The organism is Ruegeria sp. BHSA123 (assembly GCF_059613425.1).
The window spans coordinates 72471-90543 of the sequence record NZ_JBXWSL010000005.1 but is presented as its reverse complement, the minus strand read 5'-3'; the positions used below and the strand labels follow the sequence as shown (position 1 = coordinate 90543).

Below are 18073 nucleotides of genomic sequence, written 5' to 3'. Positions count from 1 at the left end.
GAAGCGGGCTGATCACGTTCAAAACAATGAATTGTGATTGTGCGCAGGTGATAGAGCCACTGTTCTTTTTTGCCGAGCCGCCTCAGGTATCCGGCCTTAGGTTCAGGACAAATGCGATGACTTTGTGTGCGGGCATTTCACAGGGTCGAAGCAACGCGCCGCTGCCCTGGGTCTGATACAGGTTCAGGCTAATATAGTCGGTTCCGCCTAGCTCGTGCGCAACCAGCTTGTGGGATTTACCATGCGCCATTTGTTGACGCACAACAACATAGCGTCGACCGCTGGAGGTTCCGGTGAAACTGCCCAACGGCAGTGCAATAAGGGCAGACAGAAACGCGTCTGACGCAGTCACGGTTTTCCGATTCTGGGTTCCGTTCCGGCCTTGATCCGCGCAACGTTCGAGCTGTGCCGCCAGTAGACAAGAAGTGTCAGAATTATCCCAAGGATAAATGTAGTCCCGTTTGTCAGCAACAACAACCAGGTTGTGGAAAGCGCAGCAGCTGCCAGTGCACCAACCGAGGATATCCGCCAGATTGCCGCCGCGACCAGCCAGGTGAGGCAGCAGGCAACACCAACGCGCCAATCCAGTGCCAGCCAAAGTCCCAGAAAGGTCGCCACGCCCTTGCCACCCTTGAAGCTCAGCCAAACCGGAAAGCAATGGCCCAGAAACGCCATAAGAGCGGCAACCTGGGCCGCATCTTCACCCGCATAGGCACGTGCAATCAGAACGGCCGCCGCGCCTTTACCTGCGTCAAACAGCAAGGTCAGTGCCGCAGCGGCCTTGTTGCCGGTGCGCAGGACATTTGTCGCCCCGATATTGCCGGACCCGATCTCGCGCAGATTTCCCAGCCCCATGATCTTGGCAAGCAACAAGCCGAAGGGAATGGAGCCCATCAGGTATCCAACCACCGCCCATTGGAGCAGTTCGCTAGTCGAGTTGTCGATTGGGGGCATCAGGGTCTCCGGAACACTTCACTACCTGCCACATAAGTCGAAATGACCTTACCTTGCATCCGCTGGCCGTCAAATGGAGTGTTCTGAGATTTTGATTTTAGTGCAAACCGATCAAGCACAAAAGGCACATCCGGGTCGAACAGAACCAGATCGGCTGGTGCGCCTTTCGACAGGCGACCGCTGTCCAGTCCAAGCCGCTTGGCCGGGTTAAGGGCCATGGCCCGAAACAGCGTCGGCAGATCCAGCTGGCCCGCGTGATACAGGCGCAAGGCCGCGGGCAGAAGCGTTTCCAGCGCGACCGCACCCGAGGCCGCTTCTTCAAACGGCAGGCGTTTGCTTTCTTCGTCCTGAGGAGTGTGCATCGAGCTGATGATATCGATCAGCCCGGTGCGAACGGCTTCGATAACCGCCTGCCTGTCATCTTCTGATCGCAGCGGTGGTTTGACCTTGAAGAAGGTGCGATAGTCGGCAACGTCAAGCTCGTTCAACGTCAGGTGGTGGATCGACGTCCCTGCGGTTATGTCCAGCCCATTGCGCTTGGCGCGCTCCAGTGCAGGCAACGCCCGGGCCGTGGTGATCTGGTCGGCGTGATAGGCGGCGCCGGTCATCTCCAACAGGGCAATGTCGCGGTCCAGCCCCATTCGTTCCGCCATTGGCGAAACCGCAGGCAGGCCGCGTAATGCTGCGAACTTGCCGCTGGTCGCCGCGGCCCCGGCGCTCAGCCCCGGCTCTTGCGGATGGGCTATCACAAGCGCGCCACAGGACTTTGCATAGGTCAGGGCGCGGTAAAACACCTTTGTATTGGTGATGACGTGATCGCAATCGGTGAAGGCGATCGCGCCCGCGTCCAACAAAAACCCGATTTCGGTCATCTCGCGCCCTTCGCGCCCTTTGGTCAGGGCAGCCATCGGCAGAACATTGACCGGCGCATCGGCCTGCGCCCGGCGTGTCGCGAATTCCAGCGTTTCCGGTGTGTCGACTGCTGGCAGAGTATCTGGTCGGGTGACAATCGTCGTGACACCGCCAGCCGCGGCAGCAAGTCCTGCTGACCGATAGCTTTCCTTATGACGTTCACCGGGTTCACAGACCTTGACGCCAATATCGATGATGCCAGGGGCGAGGCACTTGCCGTTGCAATCTACGATATGCCCCTCCGTACTCGGAGCAATTCCTTCGCCTCGGGCGGTAATCCGGCCATCGTTCACCTGCAACCAGCCAGTTGACTCTGCTCCCGCTTCGGGGTCGATCAGGCGTGCGTTGGTGAAAAGAACGGTATTCATGGAACAGCCCTTTCGATGGCGGCCTTCGTGGCGGCGGGATCGGCCTGATACTTGATCAGGTGTTTGTCTCCGCCCTTGGTAACGACTTGCACGAAACTGCCCATGGTTTTGACCGCCTCGATCTGATTCAGCGCAACTTTTCGCTCGCCGGGACCGGTCAACAAAGTGTCGGTCATCTTCCAGTTTGCGGCCAGTTCTTCCGATGCCAGATACCACGCGCGGATGCCGATAGCGGCGAGGCCAGCAGGTGCTCCGGTCCAGACATAAGGGTTGCCGGTCAACCACAACACAGCCATTGCACCGGCCATGGCAGCGGCCGCAAGCCACGCATTGGTGCGGATATACGCGCCCTTGTCCGGGGCAAAGACTACAGGATCAGCCATAGAATCCCTCCGGTGATCAAAAGTACTACCAATGCCATAACAGCCGAGCCTATGCGGAGCGGTTTGTTGTCAACCGGCGCGGTTTGCGGGGCCGAGAAAGGTCTGGCGCTTTCGGTTTCGATCGTTCCGCCGGTCCAATTGGTTGCCTCTTCCGTGAAAAGGCCCGTCAGGTGCAGCCGGGGATCGGGTTCAAGTGTCATGGTCTGGTCTTTGAACGCTGCGCTGCGCAGGACCATGACCCATCCGCCGATCTGCGCCAGCGCGGCACGGTCCAACTGATCCTCGGACACGCCACACCCTTCGTTCAGATAGCCGTAAAGCCCAAGTTCCTCGAGGTCGGACACCGGAAAGATGTCGATCTGCTCGGGGTCCAGCCCGTCGACGCCAAGCACCTGATCGGCGGCACCCGGTTCGCGCAGGAACTTTGCCTCTTCTGGGCGCATGTCCATCGTGAACAGGCGCAGGACGCCGCGTTCATGGGGGGCGACCTTCAGATTGTTCATGCAACCTCGCGCAGGTTGCGGGCCAGAAGGTCCATGGCGGCCATCCGGACAGCGACCCCCATCTCCACCTGCTCCTGTATAACGGATCGATTGATGTCATCAGCCAGGGTTCCGTCGATCTCAACCCCGCGGTTCATTGGGCCGGGGTGCATGACAATGGCATCGGGTTTGGCCAGCGCCAGTTTTTCCGCATTCAGGCCGTACCGGTGGTAGTACTCGCGTTCTGACGGGATGAAGCCCCCATCCATTCGTTCTTTCTGAAGGCGCAGCATCATGACCACATCGACGTCTTTGAGGCCTTCGTTCATGTCGTCATATACCTCGGCCCCGAACTCGGCGAATTGCGACGGCACGAGTGTGGGCGGGCCGATCAGACGAATGCGGTTTTCCATCTTGCCCAGCAGGATCAGGTTCGAGCGTGCAACACGGGAGTGCGCGACATCGCCGCAAATGGCGATGTTCAGACGGTGCAGGCGACCTTTTGCGCGGCGGATCGTCAGCGCGTCCAGTAGCGCTTGTGTCGGATGTTCATGCCGCCCGTCGCCTGCGTTCAGAACAGCACAGTTGACCTTTTGCGCCAGCAGATCGACCGCGCCTGAATGCGGGTGACGCACCACCAAAAGGTCGGGATGCATCGCGTTCAGGGTCAGCGCAGTGTCGATCAACGTCTCGCCCTTTTTGATCGAACTGGCCTGCATCGCCATGTTCATCACGTCCGCGCCCAGACGCTTGCCAGCCAGTTCGAAGCTTGCCTGCGTTCGGGTTGAGTTTTCAAAGAACATGTTGATCTGGGTCAGCCCCGACAGCACGTCCGAATGTTTGGTCGACTGGCGGTTCATGTCGACATAGGTTTCGGCCAGGTCGAGAATTTCGGTGATATCGGATTGCGACAGATGCTCGATGCCAAGAAGGTGACGATGGGCGAAACGCATGGGCGGGCTCCTGTCTGACAATCGGGCCGCTTATAGAAAGCCACGCGGGGCAAAGCAACCTAGGGATCAGAACCCTCTGGCAGTTTTTCGCAGCCGCCTTCTGGCAGGCATTGTTCACCCGGTTTGCACCATTTGCCGTATCCACAGTCGATGGCTTTGATCGGCACGCAACCCTGATGGGTCGAGCATTTGAATCCCGGACGGCACTGCGAGCCTGTTTCTTCGCACAGGAACCATCCCGGGCGGGAACAACCCCCACCCGGCAAGCAGGACGCGCCGCGCGCGCAAGTGCGGCCATCCTCGCATATTGTGGGGGGGGCTGTACCCGGATCTGGTGTGATCCGTTCACATTCGCCGCGCCCATTGCAAAAACTGTCACCGGGGCAATCCAGACGCGATGTGCATTTGTTCGCGCCTGTGGGTGCACAGCTCGCTCCTCCGGCAACGCAGCGTTCAAACGGACCGCAACTGCGCCCGCCACCGCAATAGGTGCCGCCCAGCGGTATGCAGTGCCCATCAAAGCTGCATCTTTGACCGCCGGAACAGCAGGTGGTGCCGCATTTGAACTGGCCCGCACGGCACTGGCCCTGTTCGTTGTGGAACGTCGCCAATACCGGATTGCCGGTAAGCACCAGTCCAAGCCCGATCAGGAGGATTCGCAAGGTTCTGAGCATCGTGCCCTGATGGTCGACGCGGCAGAGCGACCGATCAAGCCCAATTCGCTTTCCATCAGCCCTCAGGCAGGTAAATTACCCATATGGAATCGGGCTTGGACTATTACTCTGCACGGGCCCTGCTGGAATGGCAGGTCGAACTGGGCGTGACCGAGGCAATCGGGGACGCTCCGGTTGATCGATATTCGGTGCCGGATACGTCACCAAAGCCCAAGAAGGCAGAGGTTGCGGCAACCACCCCGTCAAAGCCCGGACAGATCGACCCGGTAACGGTTGCGCAAGCAGCGGCCAAGGGGGCGGGGTCACTGGATCAGCTGCGCGATGCGATGGAAGCTTTTGATCACTGCGAGCTGAAGCGCGGGGCGCGGCAGATGGTTTTTGCTGATGGAACGCCCGGTGCGCGGGTGATGATCATCGGTGAGGCTCCGGGCCGCGACGAAGACCGCGAGGGCAAGCCCTTTGTCGGGCGCGCGGGCCAGTTGCTGGATCGCATGTTGGCCGCGATTGATCTGGATCGCAGGCAGAACGTCTATATCACAAACGTGCTGCCATGGCGGCCCCCACAGAACCGTGACCCAAAGCCCGAAGAAATCGGGATGATGAAGCCGTTCCTGGAACGTCACGTGGCGCTGGCCCGGCCCGAGGTGCTGGTGGTGATGGGTAATATCAGCTGTCAGGCCGTTCTGGGCAAGCGCGGGATTACCCGATTGCGCGGCCAGTGGGATCAGGCGCTGGACCTGCCTGTGATCCCGATGTTTCATCCAGCTTATTTGCTGCGCCAGCCGCAAATGAAGCGTCAGGCCTGGGCTGATCTGCTGGAGTTGAAAGCCCGGCTGCGAGGTGAGTCATGAAGGTCTTGGCGTTTTCCGATCTTCACATGGCGCGCAATCGCGCCGCTGATCTGGTGGCGGCCAGCGCTGATGCCGACCTGGTTATTGGCGCCGGGGATTATTGTAACATGCGTCTGGGTCTGGACGAAGCGATGCAGATGCTTTCGGGCGTTTCAGCGCCCCTGGTCCTGATACCCGGGAATGCCGAAAGCGCAGAGGATCTGGGCAAAGCTGTGCCCGAGGGTGTGCATGTTCTGCATGGAACGGGAATGACAGTGGATGGATTGCGCCTGTTCGGACTCGGCTACGGTGTTCCACCCACACCGTTTGGTGATTGGTCCTGTGATCTGACCGAGGGTGAGGCCGCCGAACTGCTGGCGCGCTGTGACAGAGCGGATATCCTGATCTCGCACTCACCGCCCAAGGGTCATGGGGATGTGACCTCGCAAGGTATGGCTGTTGGTTCGGTCGCTGTCCGGAACGCGATCGAAAGGATACAGCCCCGTTTCACGTTTTGCGGCCATATTCACGACAGCTGGGGTTATCGCGGCTCGATTGGCCGCACCCGGATCGCCAATCTCGGTCCCAAGGTAAACTGGTTCGAGGTCGCCGTATGATCGAGACGGTAACGCTGCTTGCCTTCATTCCCGCTGCGCTGGCGCTGAACCTGACACCGGGCGCGGATATGATGTTCTGTTTCGGTCAGGGCCTGCGATCAGGTCCGCGCGCTGCAATTGCCGCAAGTGCCGGAATTTCCGCGGGTGGAATGATACAGGTCCTTCTGGCTGGGCTGGGCCTTGGCGCGGCGGTTGCGGCCTTGCCATGGCTGTTCGATGTCATTCGCTGGGTTGGTGTTGCATACCTGTTGTATCTTGCCTGGGGTGCTGTTCGAAATGGCGCAGTGTCGGCCGAGGCCCCCGTCAAACCGGCTCGGTTGTCCTTTCGGGATGGGATGCTTGTCAATCTGACGAACCCCAAGGTTATTCTGTTCGTTCTGGCCTTTATCCCGCAATTTGTAGACCCGTCGCGGGGGTCGGTCCTGATGCAGTTTTTGATCTTCGGCACAATCATCGGCATCGGTGGGTTCGTCGTGAACGGGCTGGTTGGTGTTTTCGCCGGAAGCGCGGGGCGCCATCTGGTCTCGAATCCGCGCGCCTCACGTATTCTGGGCTGGATTACAGGGGGCATTTTTGCGGCCCTTGCGGTCCGGCTTGCCATTCTGGAAAGGGCCTGACACCACATGTCGCGCATTGACGAAACCATGGAGTTCATCCCGGTTAAGATCGCCGTACTGACTGTTTCGGATACCAGATCGGTGGAAGAGGACCGCTCGGGTCAGACATTGGTGGACCGGATTGAAAAGGCAGGACATGTCGTCGCGGATCGCAGGATAATTCGGGACGAGCGCAGACAGATTGCAGATCAGTTGCGCGCGTGGGTGGCGGATGAACAGATCGACGTCGTGATTTCGACCGGCGGCACGGGTCTGACTGGGCGCGATGTCACCGTCGAGGCGCATCGCGATGTCTATGAAAAAGAGATCGAAGCCTTTGGCACTGTCTTCACGATCATCTCGATGGAGAAGATCGGAACTTCGGCGGTGCAGTCGCGGGCGACGGGGGGCGTTGCGGGGGGGACATACCTGTTCGCCTTGCCCGGCAGCCCGGGGGCCTGCAAGGACGCGTGGGACGGTATTTTGGAAAAACAGTTCGATTATCGCCATCGCCCGTGCAATTTTGTGGAAATAATGCCCAGATTGGACGAACATCTGCGACGGAAGTAGACTGGTCATACGTTCCATTCCGTATAACCGCCTTGTGGCTTGGCATATTTCCTGATCCAGCTACATGTTGTGGACGGCAGCGTGGTGCAACCGGGGTAACTGATTGATGCGATTTCTGCGGCATAGTCTTGTCGGTATTTTTCTGGCGTTTCTGGCGCTGGCTTTGTTGTTTGTTGCCGTGCAGATGATCGTTGGGGCCGTTCAGGAGGCTTTGACGCACGATAACGCGACACCCCCCGCTCGAGAAAGGATCTTTGCTGTTTCGGTTCGGCCTGCCGAGGCGGAAACCGTCACCCCATATCTTGAAGCTTTCGGAGAGGTTCAAAGCCGCCGCAGGCTGGAGTTGCGCGCGGCGCTTGGTGGTCGCGTTGTCGCGCTGGCGGAAGACTTTGAAGATGGTGGAATTGTTGAGGCTGGCGAAGTGCTGGTTGAACTGGACCCGGCAGATGCGCAATCCGCACTGGATCGGGCCAAGTCCGACCTCTTGGACGCTCAGTTTGAAGAGCGCGATGCAGAACGCTCGTTGCTGCTGGCGCAGGACGAGCTGAAATCGGCTGAGGCTCAGGCGGAACTGCGGGAAAGGGCGTTGCAACGTCAACGCGATCTGGAATCTCGGGGCGTGGGGGCCGCCGCTAGCGTGGAAGAGGCCGAACTGGCTGCCGCAGCGGCGCAACAGGCCGTACTGGCGCGGCGTATTGCGCTGGCACAGGCTGAATCCCGTGTGGATCAGGCATCAACCCTGTTGGCCCGCGCCATGATAGCACTGGAAGCTGCGGAACGTGATCTGGGCGACATGACAATCCGGGCGGGCTTTGGCGGCACTTTAACGGATGTGACGCTTGTGGAAGGGCGGCTGGTATCTGCAAATGAAAAGCTGGCCGAACTGGTTGATCCCAACGACCTTGAAGTGGCGTTTCGGGTGTCGACCGCGCAATATGTGCGGCTTCTGGATGGCGGCGATCGTCTGATCAATGCGCCGGTCACCATATCTCTTGAAGTCACAGGGACCGATCTGACCGCGGTTGGCCAGATTAGCCGCGATAGCGGGTCTGCCGGTGAAGGCCAGACCGGGCGGTTGATCTATGCCCGCCTGCAAGAGGCATCGGGGTTTAAACCTGGAGATTTCGTTACGGTTTCAGTTCAGGAACAGCCCCTTGCCGGAGTTTACCGACTGCCGTCTTCGGTCCTTGATGCATCCGGAACAGTTCTGGTTCTTGGCCCTGATGACCGATTGGAAAGTCTGCCGGTTCAGCTCATCCGCCGCCAGGGGGATGAAGTTCTGCTGCGGGGCGACGGGTTGGAAGGGCGTGAGGTCGTCGTCGGACGAACCCCCCTGCTTGGGTCGGGCGTGCGTGTTCGGCCCCTGCGGCTTGAGGCGGGTGCAGACCCCGGAATGGTCGAGCTGACGGACGAGAAACGCGCCGAACTTGTAGCTCAAGTCGAGGCGAACAGTGCGATGCCACCGAAGGAAAAGACGAAGGTTCTAACCCGGCTGCGCGAAGCTCGAGTGCCGACATCTTTGGTGCGCAGTATTGAAACCAGGGCTGGGGGATAAACGCCATGATGCGCGAGATACCTGGCGCGGCGGGTGGCCTTCTCAGTTATTTCACGCGGCATCGGACAGTTGCCAACCTGCTGTTGCTTGTCATGCTGGTTCTTGGCGCGGCGGCAATCCCGAACATGCGTGCACAGTTCTTTCCGGACGTCATTCTGGAACGCGTCGATGTATCCGTAACCTGGGATGGTGCCGGGCCCGAGGACATGGACGCCGGGATCGTGCAGTTGCTGGAACCTGCGCTGCTGGCCGTCGAAGGGGTGACCAGTACCGAGGCTTCCTCGCATCCGGGCTGGACCCGTATCAGGCTGGAATTCGAACCCAACTGGGATGTGTCCCGCGCTGTTGAGGAAGTCCGGACCGCCGTAGACGCTGTCACAGATCTGCCGGAAGACGCTGAGGAGCCCAAGATTCAACGCGGTGCGTGGCGTGATCGGGTGACGGATGTGGTGATTACCGGTCCGACCGATACTGCTCAGCTGGCTAAGCTGACGGATGAGCTTATCAATCGTTTATTCGCATCAGGTGTGACCCGCACGACAATCCGGGGTATTGCCGCACCGCGCATCGTTGTCGAGGTCACCACCGCTCAGTTAATCGCAAACGATATAACGATGGCCGAAATCGCGGCAGCGATAGGTGCCGAAGTCAATACGGACCCCGCTGGCAATGTCGAAGGTGCGGGTGCTCGTGTCCGGGCGGGAACTGAGAAACGCACGCCAGAACAGATCGAAGGCATCGCTCTGCGGACGAACGAAGATGGGTCGAAACTGAAGGTTGGTGACATTGCCAGAATTTGGGTAGAAGGCGTCACCCGCGACCGCAGCTATTATGTGGGCGACAATCCCGCCATGTCGATCAGAGTGGACCGGTCGAACCTGGGCGATGCGATAGGTATTCAGCACACGGTGGAGGACGTTGCCCGCGAGATGCAGGCCAGCCTGCCTGAAGGTGTGAGAATTGATCTGATCCGCACCCGGGCGCAAGCAATTACCGACCGGTTGAACATCCTCGTGGATAACGGGCTGATGGGGCTGGGGCTTGTTGTCATCCTGTTGTTCCTATTTCTCAATGCGCGCATTGCGTTTTGGGTTGCTGCGGGTATCCCGGTGGCGATGTCGGCGGCGATTGCGCTGATGTATCTGGGCGGTCTGTCGCTGAACATGGTTTCACTGTTTGGTCTGATCATTACGTTGGGGATCGTTGTAGATGATGCCATTGTCGTGGGGGAGCACGCTGATTTTCGCTCCCGCCGATTGGGCGAGACACCAGTGGAAGCCGCAGAGCGCGCCGCGCGTCGAATGGCAATGCCGGTTCTGGCCGCCACGGTAACGACGGTGATTGCGTTTTTCGGCCTGACGTTGGTTGGAGGACGTTTCGGAGAGCTGATCCGCGATATCCCTTTCACGGTGATCGCAGTACTGGTTGCATCGCTGGTGGAATGCTTCCTGATCCTGCCCAATCACATGGCGCATGCAATTGCGCATTCGGCCAAAGAACACTGGTACGATCTGCCGAACCGTGTCGTCAATCGTGGCTTTCGTTGGGTTCGGGATCACTTGTTCCGTCCGCTGATCGCCTGGGTGATCTGGGCGCGTTATGTGGTGGCCGCGCTGATGATCGCCATCCTGGCCAGTCAGGTCGCATTGTTCATTCGTGGCGACGTGAACTGGCGGTTCTTCAACGCGCCTGAACGCAGTTCGGTTAGCGGCGGGTTTATTATGCGCGAAGGGTCGACCCGGTCAGATACACTTGAGATGATGCGCATTCTACAGGATGCAACCAACGAACTGGGCCGGATCTACGAAGAGCGTCATGGCCGAAATCCAATTGACTATGTCCTGGCTGAAGTTGGTGGCAATGCCGGGCGTGCGCTTGCTGCGGCTGACGGCAAGGACGGCAGTGTGCTGGGAGGTATTTCGATTGAATTGATCGACGCCGATCTGCGCCCATATTCGAGTTTTGAGTTTGTGGGCGAGCTACAGGATTTCGTACCGCGTCACCCCAAGGTCGAAGTGATCAGCTTCCGCGGTTGGCGGTCCGGCCCCGGCGGCGATGCAATCGATGTGCAATTTTATGGCTCAGACGTAAATGTCCTGAAAGCCGCATCTGAAGATCTGCAAACTGCGCTGTCGAAGTTTCCTGAAGTTTCGGCACTTGAGGACACTTTGGCATATGACAAGGAAGAGTTTCTTCTTGACCTGACGGCGCAGGGTCAGGCGCTGGGCTTTCGGATCGAAACGCTGGGGCGGGCTTTGCGCAACCGTTTGAACGGGATTGAGGCCGCAACCTTCCCTGACGGGCCGCGCAGTGCCGAGATCCGTGTCGAACTGCCCGAAGGTGAACTGACAGCAGATTTTCTGGAACGAACTCTGATGCGTTCTCCTGATGGGGTCTACGTACCTTTGGCTGATATCGTTTCGGTCGAGCGCAAGTCCGGGTTTTCGACGGTTCGGCGTGAAAACGGCCTGAGGGTGGTTTCGGTAACAGGCGATATTTCGGAAGACGATCCGGCACGGGCCGCCGAAATTGAACGCGTGATGCAGGACGAGATCCTTCCCAATATCGCGGCCGAAAGGCAGGTTGAGTGGCGCATGTCGGGTCTGAGCGAACAGGAAAACGAATTCCTGTCCGAGGCCCGCAACGGTCTGATCCTGTGCCTGACCGGTATTTATCTTGTACTGGCCTGGGTTTTTGCCAGCTGGACACGACCCCTTGTGGTTATGGCGATTATTCCCTTTGGCCTGGTCGGGGCAATTTGGGGCCATTACATCTGGGAGGTTCCGCTGAGCATGTTCACGGTTGTCGGGTTGTTGGGCATGACAGGGATCATCATCAACGATTCGATCGTTTTGGTGACTACGATCGACGCATACCAGCAGGATCGCGGGTTGATTCCGTCTATTCTGGATGGCACGGCAGACAGGTTGCGCCCCGTGATGCTGACCACGCTGACGACGGTTCTTGGCCTTGCGCCCTTACTATATGAAGGCTCTCAACAGGCGCAATTCTTGAAACCGACTGTAATCACACTGGTATACGGGCTTGGTTTCGGAATGTTGCTGGTGTTGGTTCTTGTACCTGCCTTGCTGGGAATTCTTAATGACGTGGCACGTCCGATGACAGCCATGCGCCGTGCTGCACGGGCCCCTGACAAGGTTGTTCGTGGCGCGTTGGCCGGAACCGGCGTGATACTTGGGATCTGGTTTGCCTTGACGATGATCTGGCCCGCTGTCAACGGTGCACCGCTTGCCATGCTACAAAGCCTTTATCCCGGTGATGATGGCATTGCCGCATTGAAAATGGGGCTGGGCGCGTTTGTTGCCGGCGCTGTACCGATTGTGATTCTAAGCATTGCTGCCTCAGGTATACTCTATGGTCGCCTCACGAAATCGGCAGGTACTTAAACCGCAAGCAAGGCATATTCCAAAAGCTCAATGACCCGCGCGCTCATGGGCAGGTTGCCCTGGCGTATCTGATCGATGGGAAACCACCGGGCATCAAGTGCGTCGTCACCGGCCCTCGGCGTGCCCGAGCGATACTGACATGCGACCCCGACCAGCAGGTAATGGGACACGACCAGCCCATCTGGGGTTCGGCGCAGAAGGTCCAGATTGTTCAGATAATGTGACGGTTGCGCGATCACCGAGGTTTCTTCCAGCAATTCGCGTTGCGCCGCTTCCAATACGGTTTCACCCCATTCGACATGGCCACCGGGAAACCCCCACAGCCCGGCGTCGGGCTGCTTGCTGCGCTGAACCAGAAGAACCTGATCCTGGTGCAGAACAACGGCCAGGGCACCGATTTTTGGCGATTGGGTCATGAATTCAGCCTGCGCTGCAACCCTGAATATCAACTGCGTGATTGGCGCCCAGAACTGTAATCCGGATTTCAGACCGATCCAGCGCAAAGGGTGTACCCGATGCATTGATAATCTCGGCCTCGGCCACCAACGTATCGCCCTGCCGTTGCGCAACCGGCTGCGAAGCCCAGAGGGTGGGATTGCCGGGTTCGATCACAGCAACTTCATGACCACCTGCCGATGGCATGGTCACTCGTGCTTCGATACGCATACCATCTTTCGTTGGCGTCAGACGACACGTGGCACTGGACACGCGAGCTTCCTGCGCGGAATAGGGACGTTGCGCCAGTGCCGCGGCAATCGCGGGATGGCGCCCGGCATTGGCGTCGAGCGTGTGGTCAAAGCCCAGACGTTCCGGAACACAAACGTCTTTGCAGACGCCCAGATCCATTTCGCCCTGCAATCGGACCGGCTTGGCAGGGTTGCGCGGCGTAATCTCAATAGGAAGGACCAGTTGGTTCTTGTAACCGATCGACTGCAACCCGTTCTGATCAAAGACATCGGGGGCAGGCCATGTGATCTCAATCCGCCCGACATTGCTTGACCGTTTCCAGTTGATTTCCGGCGGGATGCCAGCGTCTCCGGGCGCGCGCCAGTAGGTTTTCCAACCATCCTCGAGCGTCAGCTTTAAGGCGGTAAGATAAGTGCCGTTTGCAGTCCGGCCACCATCCAGAACATCCAGCTGAACGACACCATCCAGACCCTGTGCGGCAACCGGGGCGGACAGATGCAGGCAAGCAAGTGCGGCGACAGCAGTGTGTTTCATCGACATCTTCATCCCTCTTAAATGCGCGGCGTTGGCCCGGATTCCAAGTCACGTTCTGTTCACTGGGATGAAATCCGCCAAAATACCCGTTGTTCTCTTGCCAATAGACATGCTGCGGGGCCATTGTTGAGGTGTTCTGAGAAAGAGATGGCGGCCCATGGACCTGACCGGAAAACTGTTGATTGCGATGCCCGGTATGGGGGATCCGCGATTCGACCATTCGGTGGTGTATGTGTGCAGCCACGGCGACGATGGAGCCATGGGTTTGATTGTGAACAAGCCCTCGGACCTGCGGATAAAGACCTTGCTGGGTCAACTGAACATCGCCTGCCGTATTCCGATTGTCGGAGAGCGCCTTGTGCATTTCGGTGGACCGGTCGAGATGTCGCGCGGCTTTGTCCTTCACAGCGCCGATTACGAGGCCAACCTGCATTCAATGCAGATTTCTGAGGACTTCAGCATGACGGCGACACTTGATGTGCTCGAGGATTTGGCGTCAGGCAGCGGGCCGCTGAACTCGATGCTGGCGCTGGGTTATTCCGGCTGGGGGCCCGGTCAGCTTGAGGATGAAATTGCCATGAACGGTTGGCTGACCACCGACGCGACACCCAAGCTTGTTTTCGATGTGCCCGATGATGCGAAATGGGAGGCAGCGTTGGCTACTTTGGGCGTGGACCCGCTAACCCTTTCTGCCAGCGCAGGGCGGGCCTGATCAGCTGTCGCGAGGTGCTGCAGCGCGCCGCAGCCGGTCATTGATTGCCGCCCCCAATGCCGTGCCTGGGATCGGAGAAACGGCAATCGGTCGCCCGGTTTCGTTCAGTTGATGCAGAAACGCAAACAGATTTGCCGCCGCTTCGGTCAGGTCGCCAATGGCGGACAAGTTCAGGTCGCACTCAACCTGTCCAAATCCCAGCAACACCTCGTCACCCTGACGGGTTTCGGCATTCAAACGGACCGGAGCATCCGGCGCATAATGCGATTGCAACTGGCCGGGGGCGGTCAGAAGGTCACCGGATTGATGCAGATGTAGGTGTGTTTTCAGCGTCTCTTCGATTTGCTCCAGCGCGATGCCACCTGGACGCAAAAGCGCGGGTTCCCCAGCCAGACCGATGATGGTGGATTCAAGCCCGACACCGCACGGCCCGTCATCCAGAACAGCCGCGATCTTGCCGCCAAGACCTGACCAGACATGACTTGCCTTGGTCGGACTGATCTGACCCGACGGGTTTGCAGATGGCGCAGCAACCGGGCCATCAAATTCGGCCAGCAGCGCGTGCGCTGTCGGATGTGCCGGAACGCGCACGGCCAGCGTGTCCAAACCTGCCGTCACTAGCGAAGAAATCCCGTGCCCTTCGCGCAAGGGCAAAACCAAGGTAAGCGGACCGGGCCAAAAGGCCTGCGCCAGATGCTCGGCCTGATTTGACCATAGCACATACCGTTGCGCCGCGGCGACCGATGCGACATGTGCGATCAGGGGGTTGAAACTGGGCCGCCCCTTGGCCTCGTAGATCGACGCCACCGCCTGCCCGTTGCGTGCATCGCCGCCCAGGCCATAGACCGTCTCGGTCGGGAAGGCGACCAGAAGGCCCTGTCGCAACATATCTGCAGCCCGCGCGATACCGCCGGGATCCGCCGTCAATTCCTGAGTGCCGGTTGAGATCATAACTGGTGACGCCGCGTTTTGGTTGCTTGAAACATAAGGGACAGTAGGTAATTGATCCAAGCTCATACGCTTACCGGCGCTTGCCCACAATTCCAAGCCTGCCGATATGTTCTGAATTGTTAGCCTTCGAGAGTGATCATGCCCTATCGCACCCCAATTTCAGATTACCAGTTCCTGCTGGACCATGTGGTCGGGTTCGACCAGGTCGCTGCGACGGATAAATTTGTTGATGCCAGCGGGGATGTGGTCAATGCGATCCTGACCGAAGCTGGAAAAATGTGCGAAGAGGTGATGGCCCCTCTGCAGCGCCCCGGTGATCTGGAACCTGCACGACTTGAAAATGGCGTGCTGCGAACTTCTCCGGGATATGCAGACGGTTGGAAGGCAATTGCCGAAGGTGGCTGGATCGGGATCAGTGGCAATCCTAAATACGGGGGGATGGGGCTGCCTATGACCATCACCACGGCGGTCAACGAGATGATGAGTGCTGCTTGCCTGTCGCTTCAACTTGCGCCGCTTATGTCTCAGGGCCAGATTGAGGCGTTGGAGCATCACGCCAGCGACGAATTGAAAGCGCTGTATCTGCCTAAGATGATGACGGGGGAATGGTCGGGCACCATGAACCTGACCGAAGCTCAGGCCGGATCGGATGTTGGCGCGCTGTCTGCGAAGGCTGAGCCGAACGGTGACGGGACATATTCGATCACCGGTCAAAAGATATTCATCTCGTGGGGCGATACCGATTTTACCGAGAATGTCTGCCATCTGGTACTGGCTCGCCTTCCCGATGGGGTGCCCGGCACCAAAGGGATTTCATTGTTCCTTGTCCCTAAATTCCTGCCTGACGCAAATGGTGACCCGGGCGCGGCCAATGATCTAAAAGTGGTTTCGCTGGAACACAAGATGGGTTTGCACGGATCGCCCACCTGCGTGATGCAATATGACAGAGCCAAAGGCTGGCTGGTGGGTGCCGAACATGGCGGTATGGCTGCCATGTTTACCATGATGAACAATGCGCGTCTTGGTGTGGGCGGACAGGGCGTGGGCGTGGCCGAAGGTGCATACCAGCATGCGTTGGCCTATGCCCTGGAACGGAAACAAGGCAAAACGCCGTCCGAGACGATCATCGATCATGCGGATGTGCGCCGCATGCTTTTGGATATGCGTGCTGATGTTTATGCCGCGCGCGCGATCCTGTTGGCCAATGCGGTTGCGATCGATATGGCAGAGGCCACTGGTGACGCCGATTGGGCTGCGCGGGCCGCGCTGTTGACGCCGATCAGCAAGGCGTTTGGTACTCAGACCGGGATGCGTGTGGCTGAAACCGGGGTCCAGGTGCATGGTGGCATGGGGTATATTGAGGAAACCGGCGCGGCACAGTTCTATCGCGATGCGCGTGTCACCGCGATCTACGAGGGCACCAACGGTATTCAGGCGATGGACCTTGTTGCGCGGAAGATGATGGACGGGGGCGAGGCTGCTTCGAACCTGCTGGATGAGATCGAAGACCAGGCCGAACGCGCCCGTGCAACGCTGCCTGATCTGGCGGGTCCGGTCTGGGAAGCCACCGAAACACTGCGCGAGGCGACAGAGTGGCTGGTCGCACAGGACGATTTGAATAACCGCTTTGCAGGCGCAGTTGCTTATTTGCAGGCTTTTGCTCGGGTGCTGGGCGGGCATTACCACCTGACCGCAGCCCTTGCCGACCCAGAGGGACCGCGGGCGAAACTGGCGCGATATTATATCAACGCCCTGTTGCCCGAACATTCGGGCCTTTTGGCGCGGGCGCAGAACGGGGCGGATGACCTTTTCGCGCTGAGCACGGACGAGTTTGCAGCCTGATGGATGGGGATCACGTCTTGGGGATCAGATATCCGTGGGCTGAACCGCCCGCGCAGGGCGCGGCCACCGAGATTGCCCAAGGTGTTCTCTGGATGCGCCTGCCCCTGCCGATGGCGCTGGACCATGTAAACATCTACGCTCTGGACGATGGCGACAGCTGGACCGTGATCGATACGGGGCTGTCCTCGAACAAGACGCGGCGCATCTTGGAAGCGTTGATGGCCGGGCCACTTGCAGGCAAGCCGATCAGGAGGGTGGTGGTGACTCACCATCATCCCGACCATGTTGGCAATGCCGGATGGTTTCAGACGGAACACGGCGCCGAGCTGGTGACAAGCCGCACCTCGTGGCTGTTTGCGCGGATGCTGACGCTGGATGTGCAGGAAACCTGGCCGCAAGAAACGCTGGAATTCTATCGCAGTGCGGGGATGGCATCCGATGTTCTGAACAAACGGATGGCGGACCGGCCCTTTAATTTTGCCGACACGGTCTATCCCATGCCGCTGGGTTTTACCGGGATCAAGCAGGGTGACGTGATCCGTATTGGTGGACGTGACTGGGACGTTCATATGGGCAATGGCCATGCGCCGGAACACGCCACCTTCTGGAGCCGCGATGACAATCTGGTACTCAGCGGTGATCAGATCCTCAGTTCAATCAGTCCCAATCTGGGTGTCTATGCGACCGAACCCATGGCAGATCCGGTGTCAGGATGGATGGAGGCCTGTGAGAGGCTTCAGGTACTCGCCCGTCCCGATCATCTGGTTTTAGGCGGGCACAAATTGCCCTTCACCGGTCTGCCGTTGCGCATGAAGCAGTTGATTGACAACCACCATGGCGCGCTGGAACGGTTGCTGGATCATCTGGATCAGCCCAAATCTGCCGCTGACTGCTTTATGCCGCTGTTCAAACGTACAATCCAAGAGGGTGAGTATGGCCTTGCGCTGGTTGAGGCGGTTGCACATGTAAATCACCTCTACCACATTGGTGCAGTAACCCGGACGCAACGCGCGGATGGGGCATGGCTGTATCAGCGCAAAGGGTAG

General features: G+C 58.9%; 19 protein-coding genes. 10 read left to right on the top strand and 9 right to left on the bottom strand.

Features of this window, described 5'->3' with window-relative positions:
• Window positions 1–82: 82 nt before the first annotated feature.
• Genes AC2FNC_RS04270 through AC2FNC_RS04245 form a run of 6 tightly spaced genes read right to left on the bottom strand, consistent with a single transcriptional unit; the run spans window position 83 to window position 4052 of the window.
• Complete coding sequence (locus tag AC2FNC_RS04270) at window positions 83–352, bottom strand: hypothetical protein (RefSeq protein WP_480604670.1); 270 nt, start codon at window positions 350–352, stop codon at window positions 83–85.
• Entirely contained in the window at window positions 349–954 is a 606-nt protein-coding gene (gene plsY / locus AC2FNC_RS04265; protein WP_480604672.1) for a glycerol-3-phosphate 1-O-acyltransferase PlsY, read from the bottom strand. The genes AC2FNC_RS04270 and plsY overlap by 4 nt, the downstream gene beginning before the upstream one ends.
• Window positions 954–2234: a dihydroorotase gene (pyrC, locus tag AC2FNC_RS04260; RefSeq protein ID WP_496714683.1), complete on the bottom strand. Its 1281-nt coding sequence runs from the start codon at window positions 2232–2234 to the stop codon at window positions 954–956. Before pyrC ends, plsY begins: the two co-directional genes overlap by 1 nt.
• Window positions 2231–2617 (bottom strand): hypothetical protein, encoded by a 387-nt coding sequence (locus AC2FNC_RS04255; protein WP_480474974.1) that lies wholly within the window; start codon window positions 2615–2617, stop codon window positions 2231–2233. Before AC2FNC_RS04255 ends, pyrC begins: the two co-directional genes overlap by 4 nt.
• Window positions 2602–3120: a hypothetical protein gene (locus AC2FNC_RS04250; RefSeq protein WP_480558742.1), complete on the bottom strand. Its 519-nt coding sequence runs from the start codon at window positions 3118–3120 to the stop codon at window positions 2602–2604. Before AC2FNC_RS04250 ends, AC2FNC_RS04255 begins: the two co-directional genes overlap by 16 nt.
• Window positions 3117–4052: an aspartate carbamoyltransferase catalytic subunit gene (locus tag AC2FNC_RS04245; RefSeq protein WP_267366053.1), complete on the bottom strand. Its 936-nt coding sequence runs from the start codon at window positions 4050–4052 to the stop codon at window positions 3117–3119. The genes AC2FNC_RS04250 and AC2FNC_RS04245 overlap by 4 nt, the downstream gene beginning before the upstream one ends.
• Window positions 4053–4561: 509 nt before the next feature.
• Between AC2FNC_RS04245 and AC2FNC_RS04240 the strand changes: the two genes are divergently transcribed.
• From AC2FNC_RS04240 to AC2FNC_RS04210, 7 genes are all read left to right on the top strand, one after another.
• Window positions 4562–4876 carry a hypothetical protein gene (locus AC2FNC_RS04240; RefSeq protein WP_496714682.1) on the top strand — a complete coding sequence of 105 codons (315 nt, stop codon included), beginning with the start codon at window positions 4562–4564 and terminating at the stop codon, window positions 4874–4876.
• Window positions 4810–5577 carry a uracil-DNA glycosylase gene (locus AC2FNC_RS04235; protein ID WP_480604678.1) on the top strand — a complete coding sequence of 256 codons (768 nt, stop codon included), beginning with the start codon at window positions 4810–4812 and terminating at the stop codon, window positions 5575–5577. The genes AC2FNC_RS04240 and AC2FNC_RS04235 overlap by 67 nt, the downstream gene beginning before the upstream one ends.
• The gene (locus AC2FNC_RS04230; RefSeq protein WP_480622959.1) at window positions 5574–6173 is read left to right on the top strand and encodes a metallophosphoesterase family protein; all 600 of its coding nucleotides are present in this window, start codon (window positions 5574–5576) and stop codon (window positions 6171–6173) included. The genes AC2FNC_RS04235 and AC2FNC_RS04230 overlap by 4 nt, the downstream gene beginning before the upstream one ends.
• Window positions 6170–6790: a LysE family translocator gene (locus AC2FNC_RS04225; protein WP_496714681.1), complete on the top strand. Its 621-nt coding sequence runs from the start codon at window positions 6170–6172 to the stop codon at window positions 6788–6790. The genes AC2FNC_RS04230 and AC2FNC_RS04225 overlap by 4 nt, the downstream gene beginning before the upstream one ends.
• A 6-nt stretch (window positions 6791–6796) precedes the next feature.
• Window positions 6797–7339, top strand: a complete 543-nt coding sequence (moaB, locus tag AC2FNC_RS04220) for a molybdenum cofactor biosynthesis protein B (RefSeq protein WP_496714680.1) — start codon at window positions 6797–6799, stop codon at window positions 7337–7339.
• 106 nt (window positions 7340–7445) lie between these two features.
• Complete coding sequence (locus AC2FNC_RS04215; RefSeq protein WP_496714722.1) at window positions 7446–8894, top strand: efflux RND transporter periplasmic adaptor subunit; 1449 nt, start codon at window positions 7446–7448, stop codon at window positions 8892–8894.
• A 5-nt stretch (window positions 8895–8899) separates the two neighbouring features.
• A complete protein-coding gene (locus AC2FNC_RS04210) occupies window positions 8900–12301 on the top strand; it encodes an efflux RND transporter permease subunit (RefSeq protein ID WP_480622957.1) in 3402 nt (1133 codons plus the stop codon).
• On the opposite strand, the gene AC2FNC_RS04205 is transcribed toward AC2FNC_RS04210, so the two are convergent.
• Together AC2FNC_RS04205 and AC2FNC_RS04200 are read right to left on the bottom strand one after the other, a co-directional pair.
• A complete protein-coding gene (locus tag AC2FNC_RS04205) occupies window positions 12298–12717 on the bottom strand; it encodes an NUDIX hydrolase (RefSeq protein ID WP_480474988.1) in 420 nt (139 codons plus the stop codon). The genes AC2FNC_RS04210 and AC2FNC_RS04205 overlap by 4 nt on opposite strands.
• A gap of 4 nt (window positions 12718–12721) precedes the next feature.
• Window positions 12722–13522, bottom strand: coding sequence for a protein-disulfide reductase DsbD domain-containing protein (locus AC2FNC_RS04200; protein WP_496714679.1), 801 nt, complete (start codon window positions 13520–13522; stop codon window positions 12722–12724).
• A 157-nt stretch (window positions 13523–13679) separates the two neighbouring features.
• Between AC2FNC_RS04200 and AC2FNC_RS04195 the strand changes: the two genes are divergently transcribed.
• On the top strand, window positions 13680–14234 hold the full coding sequence (locus tag AC2FNC_RS04195) for a YqgE/AlgH family protein (RefSeq protein ID WP_480474992.1): 555 nt from the start codon (window positions 13680–13682) through the stop codon (window positions 14232–14234).
• Here AC2FNC_RS04195 and AC2FNC_RS04190 read toward each other — a convergent pair whose 3' ends face one another.
• Window positions 14235–15185: an L-threonylcarbamoyladenylate synthase gene (locus AC2FNC_RS04190; protein WP_480624680.1), complete on the bottom strand. Its 951-nt coding sequence runs from the start codon at window positions 15183–15185 to the stop codon at window positions 14235–14237.
• Between the two features lie 138 nt (window positions 15186–15323).
• Here AC2FNC_RS04190 and AC2FNC_RS04185 point away from each other — a divergent pair, with 138 nt between their 5' ends.
• Window positions 15324–17027: an acyl-CoA dehydrogenase family protein gene (locus AC2FNC_RS04185; protein ID WP_496714678.1), complete on the top strand. Its 1704-nt coding sequence runs from the start codon at window positions 15324–15326 to the stop codon at window positions 17025–17027.
• Between the two features lie 17 nt (window positions 17028–17044).
• The gene (locus AC2FNC_RS04180) at window positions 17045–18073 is read left to right on the top strand and encodes an MBL fold metallo-hydrolase (protein WP_496714677.1); all 1029 of its coding nucleotides are present in this window, start codon (window positions 17045–17047) and stop codon (window positions 18071–18073) included.

What these genes read in the sequence shown, in the direction of transcription:
- AC2FNC_RS04230 (WP_480622959.1), top strand. Translation starts at nt 5,574, where the DNA reads ATGAAGGTCTTGGCGTTTTCCGATCTTCACATGGCGCGCAATCGCGCC.
- AC2FNC_RS04250 (WP_480558742.1), bottom strand. Translation starts at nt 3,120, where the DNA reads ATGAACAATCTGAAGGTCGCCCCCCATGAACGCGGCGTCCTGCGCCTG.
- AC2FNC_RS04215 (WP_496714722.1), top strand. Translation starts at nt 7,446, where the DNA reads ATGCGATTTCTGCGGCATAGTCTTGTCGGTATTTTTCTGGCGTTTCTG.
- moaB (WP_496714680.1), top strand. Translation starts at nt 6,797, where the DNA reads ATGTCGCGCATTGACGAAACCATGGAGTTCATCCCGGTTAAGATCGCC.
- AC2FNC_RS04190 (WP_480624680.1), bottom strand. Translation starts at nt 15,185, where the DNA reads ATGATCTCAACCGGCACTCAGGAATTGACGGCGGATCCCGGCGGTATC.
- AC2FNC_RS04255 (WP_480474974.1), bottom strand. Translation starts at nt 2,617, where the DNA reads ATGGCTGATCCTGTAGTCTTTGCCCCGGACAAGGGCGCGTATATCCGC.
- AC2FNC_RS04225 (WP_496714681.1), top strand. Translation starts at nt 6,170, where the DNA reads ATGATCGAGACGGTAACGCTGCTTGCCTTCATTCCCGCTGCGCTGGCG.
- AC2FNC_RS04245 (WP_267366053.1), bottom strand. Translation starts at nt 4,052, where the DNA reads ATGCGTTTCGCCCATCGTCACCTTCTTGGCATCGAGCATCTGTCGCAA.
- pyrC (WP_496714683.1), bottom strand. Translation starts at nt 2,234, where the DNA reads ATGAATACCGTTCTTTTCACCAACGCACGCCTGATCGACCCCGAAGCG.
- plsY (WP_480604672.1), bottom strand. Translation starts at nt 954, where the DNA reads ATGCCCCCAATCGACAACTCGACTAGCGAACTGCTCCAATGGGCGGTG.
- AC2FNC_RS04205 (WP_480474988.1), bottom strand. Translation starts at nt 12,717, where the DNA reads ATGACCCAATCGCCAAAAATCGGTGCCCTGGCCGTTGTTCTGCACCAG.
- AC2FNC_RS04200 (WP_496714679.1), bottom strand. Translation starts at nt 13,522, where the DNA reads ATGAAACACACTGCTGTCGCCGCACTTGCTTGCCTGCATCTGTCCGCC.
- AC2FNC_RS04195 (WP_480474992.1), top strand. Translation starts at nt 13,680, where the DNA reads ATGGACCTGACCGGAAAACTGTTGATTGCGATGCCCGGTATGGGGGAT.
- AC2FNC_RS04185 (WP_496714678.1), top strand. Translation starts at nt 15,324, where the DNA reads ATGCCCTATCGCACCCCAATTTCAGATTACCAGTTCCTGCTGGACCAT.
- AC2FNC_RS04210 (WP_480622957.1), top strand. Translation starts at nt 8,900, where the DNA reads ATGATGCGCGAGATACCTGGCGCGGCGGGTGGCCTTCTCAGTTATTTC.
- AC2FNC_RS04235 (WP_480604678.1), top strand. Translation starts at nt 4,810, where the DNA reads ATGGAATCGGGCTTGGACTATTACTCTGCACGGGCCCTGCTGGAATGG.